Raw genomic sequence first — 16951 nt, 5'->3', positions numbered from 1 at the left:
TCATGATGAGAGAATGGAAGTGGCTAATCTTAACGGCAGTCAGTATCGGATTACTCGTTTTCTTCGGATCAAGTGGAAACGTGCTTCACCAGTCCAACGGGAAGACGAATCAACCACCGACCGAGATATCAGACCAGACGCATGTAAAGGCGACAGAACCGGTCCACTCGGACAGTTCGTCGGCGAAACAAGCGACCTCTAAAAATGCGAAGCAAGCAACTTCTAAAAACGCGAAACAAACGAAGCCGTTGTCCTTTTTACTGCTGGGTGTCGATCAGCGTGGAGACGAGGCTGGCCGGAGTGATACGATGATCGTCGTGACGGTCAATCCGAATACCGGCGAAAGTAAGATGCTGAGTATTCCCCGGGACTTAAAAACAGAAATCATCGGTGTCGGTTCAAACGACAAAATCAATCATGCATACGCCTTTGGAGGTCCGGAAATGGCGCGGGAGAGTGTTGAACATCTGCTTGATTTACGAATTGATTATTTTGCTGAAATTAATCTCGAAGGATTTACCGATTTAGTCGACGCTGTCGATGGCGTGACGGTGAAAAACGACATCAACTTCTCGTATTATGAGATGAAGTTTCCAAAAGGTCAGGTATCACTGAACGGCAAGGAGGCACTCGCATACGCCCGGATGCGTTACGATGATCCGCGGGGTGACTTCGGACGACAAATCCGTCAACGGCAAGTCGTTCAGGCGGTCACGGATAAACTGACAGCTGATTTTTCCTTAACGCGGTTTAATGACGTGTTGACGGTACTTGGTAAAAATGTCAAAACCGACATCCCGTTCCCGGTCGTCCGAAAGCTGGCGACAGAGTACCGGGACAGTTTAAAAGAGGTCGAGACCTTATCACTGGACGGAAGCGGAGGCATCGAAGCGGACGGCATTTATTACTGGCATCCGACGGACACTTCGTTGAAACAAGTCCGGACCACGTTGCAACAAGAGCTGAACTGATTTTTTAATAATCAAAGAGGGAGATGGATCTACATCCGCCTCCCTCTTATCTGTCAGAATAAACCGTTATATTTAATTTTTTGATCGAACGACCGGTCGGACCGGGGCGAACTTAATGGCAGCGTAGACGAAATAGAGGACTGTCACAATAGCAGCCGCACTCCAGATGAGTTGATAGTTGGCGCTTGCCGTACCGAATCTCAGACCGATGAGGGCAGGGACGATCAATGTCAACCAGCTGAGCACGATGGCGACACGTGCCGTCAACGCATCGATGCTTACATTCATCCCCATACCAAGGAAAAACAGACTCCACAGCACGACCCAAAACAGCCAAGTCGCGCCGCCCATCCAGTCACCGACACTGAAGCTGACTCCGGCATAGAACAGGGCAGCGATGGCGACGAACAAAGAAAACCAACCGACACCGCTGCCGTCGAGTCCGAATAAAAACGTGATGCCGACATACAAGTACGTAAAGGCGAACAAATAAATACTCGCATAGCCGAAGGTCAACGCCGGATCACCGGCCGCTTCGATGACAAGCCAAGTTGCGATGAACGTCTGTAACAAGCCGGTCAACAGACTGAAGACACCGGCACTTTTTAAATCGACTTTACCGAATAACGACAAGCTATTTAAAAAGAGAGCGACGCCTCCGAATAATAAACTTACATTTCCCACATGAATTCCTCCGTTAAGACGTCAGACGTCTGATTGTTATCTCCACCATATGATGAATTCGCTTCCAATGCAAGTGGAATTTCAGACGAAAAGTGACAAAAAACCTCTGTTTGTCTTGTGTAAGTGCAAGACGAACAGAGGTGGACTATTAACGGTTTAAGACCGAACGTAATGTCGTCTCGGTTTGGGGAAGTGTTCCTTTTAATGTGACAAGGCCGTAACGGATCGATCCTTTTTTGATGAAGAAAACGCGTGTATAGGCTGATTCCGGAGTATAGCCTGTTTTACTGGCATAAATGCGTGTGTCTCCCGGAAGTGATGTGTTTGTATGATACCATGTCAAAGTCCGGGCATACGGTCCTTTGACGGCCGTCTTATAAGACTTTCGTCCACTGATCGTCATCAGATCACCATACTTTGCGTAAGTGTTGGCGAGTTTCTGCATATCAGCCGCTGTCGTATAATGACTTGGATGGTAAAAGCCGTGTGGATTCATGAAATGGCTCGCAGACATGCCGATGTTTCCCGCACGACTGTTCATCATCGACACGAACTTCGATTCCGAACCGGCTGTCCGGACGGCAATCGCTTTTGCAGCATCGTTGCCGGAGCGGATCAACATGCCGTTCAAAAGTTGACGCATCGTCACTTTGTCACCGGAGCGGAACCCGGCGGTACTGCTGCCCGAGGGAACAGCCAACATGGAATAGTTCAGCGTAAATGTCTGGTCTAACGTTCCTTTTTTAGCAGCCGCGTCATACGCGACGACGGCCGTCAATAATTTTGTCGTACTTGCCGGATAACGACGAGCAAAACTTTCCTTTGTCGCTTCATAACCGGATGATCCGAGTTTGAAGTAACGCATCGAAGCGACAGGATAACCGGCGGTACTGCTGCCGGTTTTTTGGACGACTTGATTGGATACATATCGTACTTTACCGCCGTCAGTGATTTTATACCATCCGTTTGTATAGGAGGTAGCTGTCAGTGTCGAACGATAAGGAGCTCTCCGTGTAATGGTTGCGGATGAACTGGTACTTGGTTTCGACCGGATGTTTGCACCGATGGTCGAAGTGACCGTGAGGGAGTATGTAGAAGCGGAACCGGTCGTGGCTTTCTTTGCGACCTGATCAGAAAGATAGCGGTCGGCTTTGCCGTCCTTGATTTTGTACCAACCGTTCGCATACGATACGGCTGTGAATTTAGCTTTATACGGAGCTCTGCGTGTAATGGTTGCGGATGAACTGGTACTTGGTTTCGTTCGGATATTCGCGCCGATTGTTGACGTGACAATGACTTGATAACTCGCTGCTTGAGCAGGCAGGGCGGGAAGACAGAGTACAATAAGTAAGACAAGTGCCAAGAAAATCCTGAACAAAGGTTTCATGAAATCTCATTCCCTTCTTTTTTAAATTTAGTTTTATCATAAAACAAAAAAAGGAAATTCTCTTTTTTTTCAAAAAAATTGTACCTTTTGAGTGAAACGCATGAAACCGGGATACATAGGGAATGAGACAAAAAGATGGATTTCAAGGAGGAATTGAGATGAAAATTGCAGTGATTGGTTTAGGGGATATTGCTCAAAAAGCCTATTTGCCTGTATATGCAGAACGGGCAGATTTAGAAGTGTACCTGGTTTCTACAAATAGAGAAAAGGCAGAGCGGTTACAGTCGGCTTATCGGTTTGCCGGTATCCTGTCATCGCTTGAAGAAGTAGCGGCGGAAGGGATTCAAGTAGCATTGATTCATTCCGCGACGAAGGTTCACGTTGAACAAGCCAAACAGTTGCTCGAGGCAGGCATTCATGTCTATATCGATAAACCGGTCTCACTCGAAGTCGAGGAAGTCCGATCATTGACAGAACAAGCAGCTGTCAAAGGCTTACATTTCATCACCGGTTTCAACCGCCGGTTTGCATCGGCACATCGGAACTTACTCGAAGTCAAAAATCCGAACATGATTGTCATGCAAAAAAACCGGACATCGTTCATCGAAGATGCCAAAACATTTATCTTTGACGATTTTGTTCATGTGGCAGATACACTTCGTTTTCTAACAGGATGCGGAAAAATCGAGAATCTGCATGTACGCGGTAAAAAGACGGACGGACTGTTGCATCATGTCACGATTCAATTTGAATCAAATGGGATTTTGGCCATCGGGATCATGAACCGGAACAACGGTGTAACAGAAGAGCGGGTCGAAGTGATGGGACCTGATGAAAAGCGTGTGGCAACAGATGTCACATCCGTGGAACGGATGACGAAAGAAGGAACGTTGCGGATGCCGCTTGATAACTGGGAACCGACGTTGCAGCGCCGCGGTTTTGTAGAGATGCTTGATGCTTTCATCAAGACGGTTCAGGGTCAGCCTTCGGTATCAGTGACAGCGGAAGACAGTTTGGCGACGCACGAACTGTGCGCAGCAGTCGTAAAGCAGTTGGATGAACAGTAAAATGGCACTGAAGTAAGGACAATCAGATGGATGCTAAAAAAACGAACGCTCTTCCTTAATTGAGAAAAGCGTTCGTTTGCTATGCTTCGTTTCCTTTAATTTTTTTCAGTTGATACGTGCATTTACCGTCAGGACTTTCGACCGTTATGAATAAGCCGGATGGGTTGAAATTGTAATAGACGACTCCTTCGGGTAACGGAAGACGGGCAGACAAATCGGGTTCAAAACGAACGTACTCCGTTCCGTTTCGGGGTGCGTCGCGTCTTCCAAAATGTTGATAATCGATTGTTGCAATGAGTCCATCCTGTTTATCAAAGACGACATCGAGCTGACCTGCAGCCGGAAGCGAGCGTTCTTCAAGACCCTTTTCGAAAGTACTTCGTTCGATTTGGTACGTTCCTTCCGCCAGTTTCAGCTGATTCAAGACGGCTTCTGCACTCAACTGGATCGACTTTGCCTGAAGCCGGATCGGATTGTCTTGTGCCAAGCCCAGCTGTTCAATGGTTTTGGCGAGTGTGACAGCTTCTTTCAGACGATAACTCGCCAAAGCAGCTTCCAAGCGAACCATCAGCCGGGCAGGAGCATGCATCGCGTCTTCCGCCGTGGAACGATCGACCGCCTGCGTATACTGATTTCGTTCAAGCTCGGTCTGAACACTGGAAGACGTTGTCGTGCAACCTACACAGAAAAAAAGCAAAAGCAGAACCCCTTTTTTCATGCATTCACCTCCGTTCGGACGACACGGATGATCTGCAGGTGGTCCGTATGTAAACGAACGTTGTACCGGACATCATAAGTGACGAGCCGTTGCGAGGTTTCTAGATCCAATTGATAGGTTTCTGTTGCATCGATTTGAAAGGACGTTCCCTTTGAAATAAATCGTGTAAAGTCAATGGTATAGGGGCGTGTCGGCAGTCGCTTGTTGGAACGGGTCTTGATCGATTGTAATGACGTAACTTCCGAGCGGAAAACATCCAATGTGGAAAACTGGATGGCAGAGAACGTTTCTAGTATGTCTGTTGTTTTCGAGTAGTTGGCGGTCTCCGGAAGCGTCTTCGTATACTGACGGACGAATTTCAACACATCGTATGAGGCCGGCGGACGATCCGGCGAATAGGTTTGATTGTAAGCGCATGTCTCATCCGACCATTCGGATGTGGACCAGGGCTGAACAGGAGGAAGAACGGAATCTGTCGAATGAAACGGATCAAGCGTGTACCATAGTCCGATTCCAAGTACTGCCGAAAGAATCAGAGTGACAGGATGAAACAGTGGATGTGATTTCGAAGACTGGACAGATTTAGTTTCTTCCGTTTGTTTTTTCATAAGGACAGGATGCTTACAATAAGAGCATGCCGTCTCATCTGGTTGTAAAGGTGTCCCGCAAAGTGAACAACGTGCCATTCGAAAATCCTCCTGTTCCGATCGTATCGATCATTTTAGTAAAAACATGGCTTTTTAAAATTTACATCAATAATAACATTAATTGGAAATCGAATCAAAAGTCTCCAAAACCAATCAATGTTCGATCCTCACGAGAATCTAACGGAAGACAGAAAGGAAGATCCCGATGCATCATTTTATCAAAATTAGGCGAGAATACGCCCACTTCTACACGAAGTGAAAGTGGGAGATGAATCGCCAGCCTACCTTTCGGGTATATTCCCTTTGAACCCGTCATGACTTTTCTAGTTTAGGGGAATGGTTAACCGGAACAGGAATGAAGCGATAGAGCTTAGGGTAAAAGAAACTATATTACTCTATCAATCGAAAGGCAGGCTGTGAACATGATCAACCAATCGATCCAACTATCGTTTCGGCAAGTCCGTGCACTCGTCGAACATACCTTATTGTTATTTAAAGAACTTGACCAACAACTCGCTAATCGGGGGTATGAACCGATCTTGCCGGACGTCGTCCAAACGGAACACGGCATCAGTATCCATCAGACGAAGGATAGTGCAGAATCACTTGTTCCGCATTTTTTGACCCGGTCATACACACGTCAAAATGAGAAAGTCTTGAATCATGCGCTGATTGTCTCAGTCCAATATACTCATCCGTTGCATGAACGGTTTGACCCGGTCGTCTTAGTCGGGGATGTTATGTTCAAACATCCGAAACAGACGACAAAATTGTTGCTTGATAAACCGTGGTTGCTGAAATATGCCGCGTTTGAATCGACGGCTGCCGGATCATTTGAGCCGACCGGCAAACGTTTTCGGACTCAACCGATTGAAGAAATAGAATGGCTTGATGTGTGGGGTCATCCGTTTACTGACATGCGCGATGTCGAAGATGTGAAAGTGTTGGCGGAAGAAATGATTAAAGGGCATTTGGATCCGGGTACACCGTGAGTATCCGAAGGTAGGAGTTGCATGAAGCGGGTGATCGTATCAAGAATCGAAAACGGGGGAACGGATCTTTGGTATCCGTTCCCCCGTTTGTATGATCAAACTACTTGATTCCCGTACTGACTGCCGTCAGACCGGAACGACGATCCGTTCGATGGCTGCGACGAGATCCGTCGGATTTGTTTTTGGAGCAAAACGTGTCACTTCACCGTCACGCGTTACTAAAAACTTCGTGAAGTTCCATTCGACCTCCTGTTCGCCCGTCGTGTTTGGTGCAAGTGCCTTCAGTTCTGCGAACAACGGGTGTGTTTCTTCCCCATTCACTTCGATTTTTGAGAACACCGGGAAGGTCACCCCATAGTTCATCTGGCAAAAACTTTGGATTTCTTCGTCCGTTCCCGGATCCTGCCCCGCGAACTGATTACACGGAAAACCGAGGACAACGAGTCCTTGTTTCCGGTAGTCCTGATGGAGTTGTTCGAGGCCTTCGAATTGTGGTGTCAAGCCACATTTACTTGCAGTATTGACAATCAGCCAAGCTTGTCCCGGATAATCTGAAAGCGTTGCGTCTGTTCCGTCAATCCGTTGAAAAGTATGTTCCTGTAACATATGAATTCCCCCTTATCGTCTTAGAACCAGTGTATCAAATGGAGTTGCTTTTCGCCTGAAATAGGGGGTGTCAGATGACAATCCGTTCACAATCGGGTGTCAAGACATCCAAATCTCTGAAAGTTTTGGTAGACTACAAAAGACTTTGGAAGGAAAGGAGAGATGCCACATGAGAAAGATGCTGAAACAATCGCGTTTAGTCATGATCACGACGCTTTATCTCGTCTTGGCTGCAAGTATCATTACATTGCTGACCCTTGGATTCGAACGTGATATTGTGATTCTTGTTTCTGGAGTGGTCGCCCTTTGGGTGACGATGCTAGCTCCTTTGACGGTCCAGACCAAACTGAATGAACAATCCTAAACGATGTTTGTTCAAAAAAACCGCAGCCCGATTTCCTGCTGAAGGATGTTTTCCATTCAGATGAAGGAATCGGTTCCTGCGGTTTTTTTTCTTCTATAGCATATGTTCCAAAAACACTATTTTTATAAAATAAGTCATCAAAAAGTCTGATTATATTTTTTTTAGAAATTCGCTTTACAACCGCAAATAATCGGAGTAATATCCATCTCATCAACGAACACTAACATGTTAATGCTTCGATCTCAAAGTACGCCGAATTCATGATTGAAGCGGGGGACCCAACCGTCACGATATGTGACACGGGGTGAATCTTCTCCAAAAGAGAAGTAGGGCGAAATCCTAGGTATGCCCGAATCCGACAGCTAACCCCGCAGGCGTTTTAGGAGGGAACGACTCTTTTTCAGTGCTGCCAATTTTTAAAGGCGATGCTGGGGCCGTTACTGCCTCACATCGTCTTTTTGTCGTGTTTAATTGTAAAAATATTGAATAATATGGAGGTAATTGTATCATGGGTGAACTGTGGGTGCTTCTTGTACTGGGATCATTTTTTGCCGTCTCATTTGGTCTGATCCGACTGATTGAACGCGTACAGTGGAAAGCTGGTGATCGGAAATGACTTGGTTTTTACTCGCTACCGGTTGTATCGTCTTTTTATATTTAAGTTATTGTCTGATGTATCCTGAAAAATTCTAACAGCATAGGAGAAACAAATCATGTGGACTCAATTCATCGTACAATTTTGGATTTTACTCGTCATTGCGCTCATTTCTGCGGTACTGCTCGGACGCTACATCGGCACATACTTCGCACCGGTTCATCTGCGGAAAAGTGATTCGCTCGGACGAGTCGAAAAACGTTTCCTGCGCATGCTGGGCGTTGATGAACGAAAACAAGAACAGTCGTGGGTCGGTTATGCGAAAAGCTTGCTGCTTGTCAATCTGCTGTTTTTCATCGGAGGGTATCTGTTGCTCCGTTTTCAAGGAATGTTACCTTTCAACCCGAACGGTGCAGCGAACCTTGATTGGTCGACGGCGATGCATACGACGATCAGCTTTATGACCAATACCGATCAGCAACACTACTCAGGCGAAGCACTGTCTTACTTGTCACAGACCTTTGTCCTTGGAACGATGTTGTTCGTTGCACCGACGATGGCATTTACAGTCTGTATGGCCGTCATTCGTGGACTTGCGAATCAGCCGCTCGGTAATTTTTATGCTGATTTCGTCCGCTTCATCGTCCGGATCTTGTTTCCGATTGCGTTTGTATTCGGATTAATCATGATTCTACTTGGTGTACCACAGACATTTGGTGGTGCGGTCACGGTCACGACGCTTGAGGGGGCAAAACAATTAATCTACCGTGGTCCCGTTGCTGCATTTGAAGTCATCAAGCAGCTCGGGAACAACGGCGGTGGATTCTTCGGAGCCAATGGCGCGCATCCGTTTGAAAATCCAAACGGACCTGTTAATTTCATTCATATGTTCTTGATGTTGCTCATTCCAATGTCATTGCCGATTGCCTACGGAAAAATGATCAACTCGGCGAAACAAGGACGTTTGTTCCTTGGTGTGATGACGATCCTGTTCATCATGATGACCTTCGGAACGGCGGGCAGTCTCCTCGCAAATCCGACCGCTCATGGTCAGGAGCTTCGATTCGGACAAATTGGGACAGCATTATACAGTTCGATTACGACGGCCGCTGAGACGGGTGCTGTCAATGCGATGCACGATTCGCTCCATCCGCTCGCCGGATTAATTCAACTCGGCAATATGATGTTAAACGTCGTCTACGGCGGAACGGGTGCCGGCTTCCTGAACGTCTTACTCTACGCGTTCGTCGCTGTATTCTTGACAGGTCTCCTGATTGGTCGGACACCCACCTTCCTCGGGAAAAAATTGGAAACGTTCGAAGTCAAACTGATTGCGAGTACGTTACTCGTTCCACCGTTCTTGATCCTTGTCGGGACAGCCATCTCGATGTCTGTCGCTCCGGGACTCGGTGCGATTTCAAACCCTGGTTATCACGGTTTATCGCAAGTGTTGTACGAATTCACATCAGCAACGGCGAATAATGGATCTGGTTTTGAAGGACTGGGGGATGCGAATGTTTATTGGAACGTCTCGACCTCGTTTGCGCTGTTCTTCGGTCGCTACATTCCGTTGATTTTAATGCTGGCGATTGCGGGATCGTTAAAAGCAAAACCGTCCGTCCCACAAGATGAATTTTCGTTTAAGACAGATACACCACTTTTCGGGACAGTCTTCCTCGGTACGGTCGTACTCGTCGGTGCGCTGACATTCTTGCCAGTGCTCGTACTTGGACCGGTCGCGGATTGGCTGACGATGTGAACAGGAGCTAATGAGAAATGATGGAACAAATACAACACCAACCAACTGAGCAGGAACCGAACATTCCTGAAAGAGAAACAAAATCTGCCGTCAATCCATCGATTGCGAAACAAGCGACGCTCGATGCCTTTAAAAAGTTAAATCCGGTGCATATGGTGAAGCAGCCGATCATGTTCGTCGTTTGGATTGGGTGCCTGCTGGCAATCGGTTATACGATTTTCATCGATGAGATGCGCGGTTTCAACTTAGCCGTCAGCATCATCCTGTTCTTGACCGTCTTGTTTGCGAATTTCGCCGAGTCAATTGCCGAGGGGCGGGGGAAAGCGCAAGCAGACTCCTTGAAAGCATCCAAAGCGGATGTCATGGCCCGAAAACGTGTCGGACAGATGATTGAAAATGTTTCATCGGCGACACTACGAAAAGGCGATATCGTCTACGTCCGGACCGGCGAGTATGTACCGGGTGACGGAGAAATTATTAAAGGGCTGGCCTCGATTGATGAATCGGCGATCACGGGCGAGTCAGCTCCTGTCATCAAAGAAGCGGGCGGTGATTTTTCATCGGTCATCGGTGGAACACTCATCGTCAGTGATGAGATTGAAGTCCGGATTACGAGTAATCCCGGAGAATCGTTCCTCGATCAAATGATTGCCTTGGTCGAAGGGGCGAGTCGTCAAAAGACGCCGAACGAATTGGCGTTGTCGACATTGCTGACGAGTTTGACACTGATTTTTTTACTCGTCGTCATGACGTTACCTGTCTTCACGAGTTATTTGGGATTTGAATTATCCGGTCCGATTTTGATTGCCTTGCTCGTCTGTTTGATTCCGACAACGATCGGCGGATTGTTGTCTGCGATCGGAATTGCCGGAATGGACCGGGTAACCCGCTTCAACGTCATCGCGATGAGCGGGAAAGCGGTTGAAGCAGCAGGGGATATTCAAACGATCATCCTTGATAAAACCGGGACGATCACGTTCGGGAACCGGATGGCGTCCGATATCACGCCGGTCGGTGATGTGACGCAAGAAGCGGCGTTTGAAGGCGCGATCCTCTCCTCGCTCGCGGACGAGACGCCAGAAGGACGTTCGGTCCTGGAACTGGCTGGACTGCGAAACATGCCGATTGATCAGGATAAGTTACAAGGAGCGGAGATCATTCCGTTCCGGGCTGAAACCCGGATGTCGGGACTCGATTTAACAGATGGACGACGCGTCCGCAAAGGGGCAGGACAAGCGATTCAACAATGGGTCATGGAACAAGGTGGTGTGATTCCGGATAACCTTCAAACGACGGTCGATCAGATTGCCCGTCTCGGCGGCACACCGCTCGTCGTCGCCATCGATCAGACGATCTTAGGTGTCATCTATTTGAAGGATACCGTGAAACCGGGAATGCGGGAACGGTTCGACCGACTGCGTGAGATGGGCATCAAAACAGTCATGTGTACGGGGGACAATCCTCTGACGGCAGCGACGATTGCCCGGGAAGCGGGGGTCGATGACTTTGTCGCCGAATGTACACCAGAAGATAAAATTCGTGTCATCAAGCAGGAGCAGGCGGCAGGACATCTGGTCGCAATGACCGGAGACGGTACGAATGACGCACCGGCATTGGCGCAAGCGGACGTGGGTCTTGCGATGAACAGCGGGACCCAAGCGGCGAAAGAAGCGGCGAACATGATTGATCTCGATTCCAATCCGACAAAAATCATCGAGGTCGTCGAAATCGGCAAGCAGTTGTTGATGACGCGTGGCGCCTTGACGACGTTCTCGATTGCCAATGATGTCGCGAAGTATTTTGCAATCATCCCGGCGATGTTCATGGTAGCGATTCCGGAGATGGAGTTGCTCAATATCATGCGACTTGATTCACCGACGACCGCGATCCTGTCGGCCTTGATCTTCAACGCCATCATCATCCCGATGCTGATTCCGCTTGCGATGAAGGGTGTTTCCTATAAACCGATGACGGCGGATCAGCTGCTTGGACGGAACTTATTGATCTACGGTCTTGGTGGGGTTATCGTCCCGTTCATCGGCATTAAAATCATCGATGTCTTGCTCGCAAGCATCCTATAAGGAGAAAAAGGACAATGAAACAAGCCATACGTGTGACAGTTTTCATCACGGCATTATGCGGGATCGTCTTTCCCGCATTACTGACCCTGTTTGGTCAGCTGCTCGTGCCCGATAAGGCAGAAGGTTCACTCTTGCAACAAAACGGAAAATTCATTGGATCGGAATTGATCGCCCAACCTTTCACGTCGAAGCAGTATTTCCACGGACGTCCATCGGCAGTCGATCAATTAGCGGGAGCATCTGCTGGGGATAACCTAGCAGCATCCAACCCGGAGCTCACTACGAAGATCAACGAGCAACAGGAACAGTCCAAAGAGGACGGACGTTCGCTTCCGGACGATGCCCTCGTGACATCCGGCTCTGGCTTCGATCCGCACATCTCGCTCGACTATGCACGGGCACAAGTGAATCGTATTGCAACCGAACGGGAGCTCTCGCGTGACGAAGTCCGGCAGTTGATTGATCAAGAAGCAGGAAATCATGAGTACGTGAATGTGTTGCTGTTGAATTTAGCGCTTGATCGGAGTCAATCATGACACGCGGGAAGCTGAAGCTGTATATCGGCTCAGCTCCTGGTGTCGGAAAGACGTATAAGATGCTCGCCGACGCCCGAATGCTCGTTGAGGAAGGACGGGACGTCGTTCTCGGACTGATTGAAACCCACGGGCGGCGCGATACGGCGGAAATGATTGGAACGCTGGAGCAAGTGCCTTTACTGAAAGTATTGTACAAGGACAAAGTGTTTCTGGAAGTGAACGTCGAGGCGATCATCGCCCGGCAACCGGATATCGTTCTGATTGACGAATTGGCGCATACGAATGCGCCGGGATCCGTCCGTAAAAAACGTTATCAAGATGTCTCAGCGCTGCTTGACGCCGGCATCAATGTCTACTCAGCCGTCAATATCCAGCATTTCGAGAGTCTGTTGTTTAAAGTCAAGGAAGTGACGGGGGTCGAGGTCCGGGAACGGATTCCGGACCCGTTCCTCGGTGAAGCGGACGAAATTTTACTGGTCGATGTCACACCGCAGACGTTGCGCGAACGGCTCGAGCAAGGGAAAATCTATAAAAAGGAAAAAATTGAACAAAGCTTAAACTCGTTTTTCTCATTGCAAAATTTGGCGAGTCTGCGTGAACTGTCACTCCGGCAGGTCGCCGACGAGGTCGACGACCAAGTCTATCAGACACGATTGTTGATTGAAAAAGATCCAAAACTGTTGCAAGAACGGATTCTTGTTTGTGTTCAACTGAATGAGAATGCCCGGAAGTTAATTTACCGGGGGTTTCGGATGGCGAGCCGGCTGAAGGCGGACCTCTATATCCTGACGATTTTACCCGGGCCGGAAAACAAACTTTCCGCCAATCAAAAAGAAGTCCTCGCCATGTTGCGCGAGAGCGGTTCGTTATTTGATGCTGATGTCCTGATCCGGATCCAAGGAGAGCGTTCCATCGCTGCGACCATCACGGCAGCTGCGAAGCACCACCGCATCACCCAAATCGTACTCGGTCAATCCGCACGGACCCGTTGGCAGGAAATCCGGCGCGGTTCGATCGTCAATCAGATCATGCGTCAAAATCGGGGTATCGATCTGCAAATCGTCGCTGACGATCAAGTCTGACAGGATGTCTCTTCCGCGTAAATGCAGGAGATGTCTTCCGTCAAAAAAACGAGTGCTTCCTCTCGATCAGGAGAAGGAGCACTCGTTTTTTGTGTGTTCTGATCATTCAATCATTCAGCGAACGAAAACAGGAATATCAAAAACAGCGGTATAACTGTCCATTTGCTGATACAGATCGTATATGCGTGTCGTTTGTTTAGAAGCCCAGCCCATGTCTGTCGCGTATTGATGACGCCCTGGATTCATTGGATTCCAACGCATTTTATACAGCGTATTTTGATTGTAGGCATGGTGGATATACTGTGTTCCGATAAATTCTGCTCCGCCCATGATGGCAGCTTCCGGTGTAAACCATCCTTTTTCATAGGCCGTTCGGGCTCCACCATTGATTGGATCGGAATCGATTGCTCCAATCCCATACATGTTGTAGACCATCCGTCCGTTCCAGATGACACCGTTCGCCAGTTTCGAGGTTCCGTTTCCGGTCTCGAGTAAGGCGTGGGAAATCAAGTATACTTCATTGACCGAGTAGTTTTTTCCGGCATCAATGAAGGCCTGCCCACAACTTCCCGTTGTACATTTTCCGAAGATTCCTTTTGTACTGATGAGTTTATCGAGCGTCTCAGGTGTAGCGCCTGTCGTTTTCGAGAGATCCAAAAATTGATAGAACGCTTTAGAAGACCGACTTACGGTAGACGGATCAGAAGCATTTCTGACATCGGACTCGAGTGCATTCAACCAACCGATCGTCGAGTAACTGGTTGCTGAATAATGAACACGTGGATACGTCGTATAAAATCCGTTAATGTTCTGATAGACCTTGATCAATGTGTTCGGTTTAAACTGACCATAAATGTGACTGGATGTCGTAGCACCCGATCGAATATTTAACGGTGTGGAAGAAGTAACGGTTGCGAGTGTTCCGTTGATCGGATCGATACTGCTGCCGAACCGAAGATAACTATCACTCACATACATTGGTTTAGTTGCATACAAGTCTGTTTGTGGCGACGGATTCAAACGCATTTGTGCTGCGATGAAATCATCAAATGTATACGGGGTCGAGATGGAATTGTATACATTCAGTTTAGAAGATGTCGTCACGAAGGAAGCGCTATACAAATAACCGGATGTTCCCTCATAGCTTGTTTGATACCAAAGACCGATCTGTCCTTTCACGGACAGAACCGTGTTGGCCGGAATTCGTTTCAAGACAGCATAACCATCGCCTACATAAGAGCGGAGATAAGCGTCTGAAGAAGATCGGACGAACAGGGAATCTTTAGAACGGTAGGGAATGGATGTCAGGTTTTTTGTTAGTTTGATATAACCGGATTTTCCGTCAATCGTGACTTTATGCCACTGTTCGTTGGAAGAAGTCGTGATGAGTGAAGTCGTGTAATACACATTGCCTGCGTTCAGTGTAGAAACCGTTTGGGCAGTTTCTGCCGGTTGGCTTTTAATTCCTGTTTTTTCGCCCAAGATAAAACGACTGCCTGGAATTTTTTTAGTTTCTTGATATTCTTTCACAGAAGATGAGGCCACATAGCCGACTTTTCCGTTTTGGGAAACACGGAACCACTCTCCGATTTGACCTGAAATCGAAAGAACAGTTCCTTTTTCAAAAGGCGCCAACGCCTTGTACGAAGGACCGGCATAAGAACGGAGTGATGTAGGATCGGTCGTTATGTATCGTGTAAGCGGTAAGCTTTGATACGATGTCGAGCGGATTGAACCGACACGGACATAACCTGTGATGCCGTCCTTTGTCACACGGTGCCACTTTTCTGATTTTTCATTTGTCACGAGCTGTGTCGTGTAATAAATGTCTCCACCTTTAAAGGAAGCGACAGTTGCCGCACGTGCAGTGGGTTGCACTTTAATATCAGCTGATGCCGATAAAAGATAACGGGAACCGTTGATGGATTGTTTTGTGATGAACGGTTCGATCGCATCTGCAAGCACATAACCTGTTTTTCCGTCATACGTCATACGATACCAAGAGCCGATTTGACCCGTCACGCGTGAAGATGTGTTGGCAGGAATGGATTTGACGGTTGCATAGTCCTGTCCAGCATAAGAACGTAAAGCGGTTTTTGTCCGAATTTTGACGGCATAGCTGTCTGATACATAAGATACCGGTTGACCTTGATTGATGCGCACATATCCGGTCACAGTATCTTTTTTAATTTTGTGCCATTTGACTCCGAGTGAATCTGCATACAATTCTGTTGTGTAGTAGACGTTGTCTTTTTTTAACGTACCGATGGTTTTCGCAGTTTCGGAAGGACTGTTTTTAACGTCGGCTGTTTGCGTCAGTAAAATACGTGTAGAAGCGATAGCGCTTTTACTTGTGTATAACGTTAAGGTCGAGCTTGAAACAAAACCGACTCGATTGTTGTAAGTCACACGGTAGTAATTTCCAAGTTTTAAAGTGGACGTCAAAATCGTGTTGTTCGGAATGCTCAGCATGCCTTTTTTAGTCGAGAGTGTCGTATCATACATCGTCGTTGCCTTCGTTTTGAACGTAGTTTTCGGGATAGTTACACCCGTCAATGTCTGTTTTGAAGACGTGGCAAAAGCTGTTTTGTGCATGTATCCTGATTTGCCCGCATACGAGATGTTATACCAATCACCGATTCGTCCCGTAGTAGAAAGCGTCGTTCCGGTCGGAATAACAAGCTGGCGCGGGTATGCTGTTCCGGCATATTGACGCAGGATAAAGCTGTCTGTTGTTTTCAGTGTCGTTTTGGACAGCTTCGTGTAAGAGACGGATTTTGTGTTCAGAAAACGGGCATACGCTGTTTTTCCGTCATAGTTGACACGATACCAGACTTCTCCAATGGAGTTCGTGATTTTTTGCGAACTGTAATACACATCCTGTCCATTGAGTGTCGCGATCACAGAAGATTTTGATGAAGCGGATTGATGTAACGCTGTTTTCTGTGAAACGAGAAAACGTTGTCCTGTAATCGTTTGTTTCTTGTCGTATGCGACTAATTTTTTGGACGCGACATATCCCGTTTTTCCGTTATATGAGACTTTTTTGAAAGAAGACGACTCATATGTGGATGAAACGATAGTTCCGGTCTTGATCGTCAACAAGCGTTTCCGTGAAGATGTCGTTTTATCATACAGATCAGCATCAGCAGATAAACGGTAGGTCGTTGCTTTTGTCGTTGCAGCACTGGACGAAGGGCTATAAGAAATAAATAGACCGAGGACCAAGCAGAAACTGACCAGCATCTTCAAGGTTTTCGTGAATAGTGTCGTGTTCAAAGATCATATCCTCCTAGTTGGAATTCGTCCGAAGACGTATCGGGCTCTAGGATGTCGATTCTAAGGTGTGAAAGTAAATTGCCTACCCTTACTATCGACAATAAAATATTTATCTACAGTATATTTAGAGTTTTTTCAAAAAAAGGGGTTTTGTTTTTTAAAAAACCCTTCTACTTTAGAAAA

The 16951-nt window shown here is 47.4% G+C and carries 14 protein-coding genes and 1 riboswitch; of the genes, 8 read left to right on the top strand and 6 right to left on the bottom strand.

Annotated elements, in window-relative coordinates:
- The first annotated feature begins 2 nt into the window (after positions 1-2).
- Complete coding sequence (locus ACHA8N_RS14305) at positions 3-971, top strand: LCP family glycopolymer transferase (protein ID WP_393966109.1); 969 nt, start codon at positions 3-5, stop codon at positions 969-971.
- A 72-nt stretch (positions 972-1043) separates the two neighbouring features.
- On the opposite strand, the gene ACHA8N_RS14300 is transcribed toward ACHA8N_RS14305, so the two are convergent.
- Together ACHA8N_RS14300 and ACHA8N_RS14295 are read right to left on the bottom strand one after the other, a co-directional pair.
- Positions 1044-1655 (bottom strand): AmiS/UreI family transporter, encoded by a 612-nt coding sequence (locus ACHA8N_RS14300; protein ID WP_147510345.1) that lies wholly within the window; start codon positions 1653-1655, stop codon positions 1044-1046.
- Positions 1656-1803: 148 nt separating this feature from the next.
- Positions 1804-3042, bottom strand: a complete 1239-nt coding sequence (locus ACHA8N_RS14295) for an SH3 domain-containing protein (RefSeq protein ID WP_393966108.1) — start codon at positions 3040-3042, stop codon at positions 1804-1806.
- Positions 3043-3200: 158 nt separating this feature from the next.
- On the opposite strand from ACHA8N_RS14295, the gene ACHA8N_RS14290 reads away from it, so the two are divergent.
- Positions 3201-4109, top strand: coding sequence for a Gfo/Idh/MocA family protein (locus ACHA8N_RS14290; RefSeq protein WP_393966107.1), 909 nt, complete (start codon positions 3201-3203; stop codon positions 4107-4109).
- A 79-nt stretch (positions 4110-4188) separates the two neighbouring features.
- Here ACHA8N_RS14290 and ACHA8N_RS14285 read toward each other — a convergent pair whose 3' ends face one another.
- Both ACHA8N_RS14285 and ACHA8N_RS14280 read right to left on the bottom strand, forming a co-directional pair.
- Positions 4189-4827 (bottom strand): hypothetical protein, encoded by a 639-nt coding sequence (locus tag ACHA8N_RS14285; protein WP_147510348.1) that lies wholly within the window; start codon positions 4825-4827, stop codon positions 4189-4191.
- On the bottom strand, positions 4824-5513 hold the full coding sequence (locus ACHA8N_RS14280; protein ID WP_393966106.1) for a zinc ribbon domain-containing protein: 690 nt from the start codon (positions 5511-5513) through the stop codon (positions 4824-4826). The genes ACHA8N_RS14285 and ACHA8N_RS14280 overlap by 4 nt, the downstream gene beginning before the upstream one ends.
- A 383-nt stretch (positions 5514-5896) precedes the next feature.
- Between ACHA8N_RS14280 and ACHA8N_RS14275 the strand changes: the two genes are divergently transcribed.
- Complete coding sequence (locus ACHA8N_RS14275; RefSeq protein WP_147510350.1) at positions 5897-6466, top strand: hypothetical protein; 570 nt, start codon at positions 5897-5899, stop codon at positions 6464-6466.
- Positions 6467-6592: 126 nt separating this feature from the next.
- On the opposite strand, the gene ACHA8N_RS14270 is transcribed toward ACHA8N_RS14275, so the two are convergent.
- Positions 6593-7072: a glutathione peroxidase gene (locus ACHA8N_RS14270; RefSeq protein WP_393966105.1), complete on the bottom strand. Its 480-nt coding sequence runs from the start codon at positions 7070-7072 to the stop codon at positions 6593-6595.
- A gap of 169 nt (positions 7073-7241) precedes the next feature.
- Here ACHA8N_RS14270 and ACHA8N_RS14265 point away from each other — a divergent pair, with 169 nt between their 5' ends.
- From ACHA8N_RS14265 to ACHA8N_RS14245, 5 genes are all read left to right on the top strand, one after another.
- The gene (locus ACHA8N_RS14265) at positions 7242-7436 is read left to right on the top strand and encodes a hypothetical protein (RefSeq protein ID WP_147510352.1); all 195 of its coding nucleotides are present in this window, start codon (positions 7242-7244) and stop codon (positions 7434-7436) included.
- A 240-nt stretch (positions 7437-7676) separates the two neighbouring features.
- Positions 7677-7828: riboswitch (cyclic di-AMP (ydaO/yuaA leader) on the top strand.
- A gap of 321 nt (positions 7829-8149) precedes the next feature.
- Positions 8150-9790 carry a potassium-transporting ATPase subunit KdpA gene (gene kdpA, locus ACHA8N_RS14260; RefSeq protein ID WP_393966104.1) on the top strand — a complete coding sequence of 547 codons (1641 nt, stop codon included), beginning with the start codon at positions 8150-8152 and terminating at the stop codon, positions 9788-9790.
- A gap of 17 nt (positions 9791-9807) precedes the next feature.
- Positions 9808-11871, top strand: coding sequence for a potassium-transporting ATPase subunit KdpB (gene kdpB, locus ACHA8N_RS14255; RefSeq protein ID WP_393966103.1), 2064 nt, complete (start codon positions 9808-9810; stop codon positions 11869-11871).
- Between the two features lie 14 nt (positions 11872-11885).
- Positions 11886-12407, top strand: coding sequence for a potassium-transporting ATPase subunit C (locus ACHA8N_RS14250; protein WP_147510355.1), 522 nt, complete (start codon positions 11886-11888; stop codon positions 12405-12407).
- Positions 12404-13489, top strand: a complete 1086-nt coding sequence (locus ACHA8N_RS14245; RefSeq protein ID WP_393966102.1) for a universal stress protein — start codon at positions 12404-12406, stop codon at positions 13487-13489. Before ACHA8N_RS14250 ends, ACHA8N_RS14245 begins: the two co-directional genes overlap by 4 nt.
- 114 nt (positions 13490-13603) lie before the next feature.
- On the opposite strand, the gene ACHA8N_RS14240 is transcribed toward ACHA8N_RS14245, so the two are convergent.
- Positions 13604-16768: an SH3 domain-containing protein gene (locus ACHA8N_RS14240; RefSeq protein ID WP_393966101.1), complete on the bottom strand. Its 3165-nt coding sequence runs from the start codon at positions 16766-16768 to the stop codon at positions 13604-13606.
- Between the last annotated feature and the right edge of the window lie 183 nt (positions 16769-16951).

It is taken from the genome of Exiguobacterium sp. S22-S28 (assembly GCF_043359615.1).
Taxonomy (GTDB): domain Bacteria; phylum Bacillota; class Bacilli; order Exiguobacteriales; family Exiguobacteriaceae; genus Exiguobacterium_A.
Note: the sequence above shows the minus strand (reverse complement) of the source record. Positions and strands in the feature narration are given on the sequence as shown.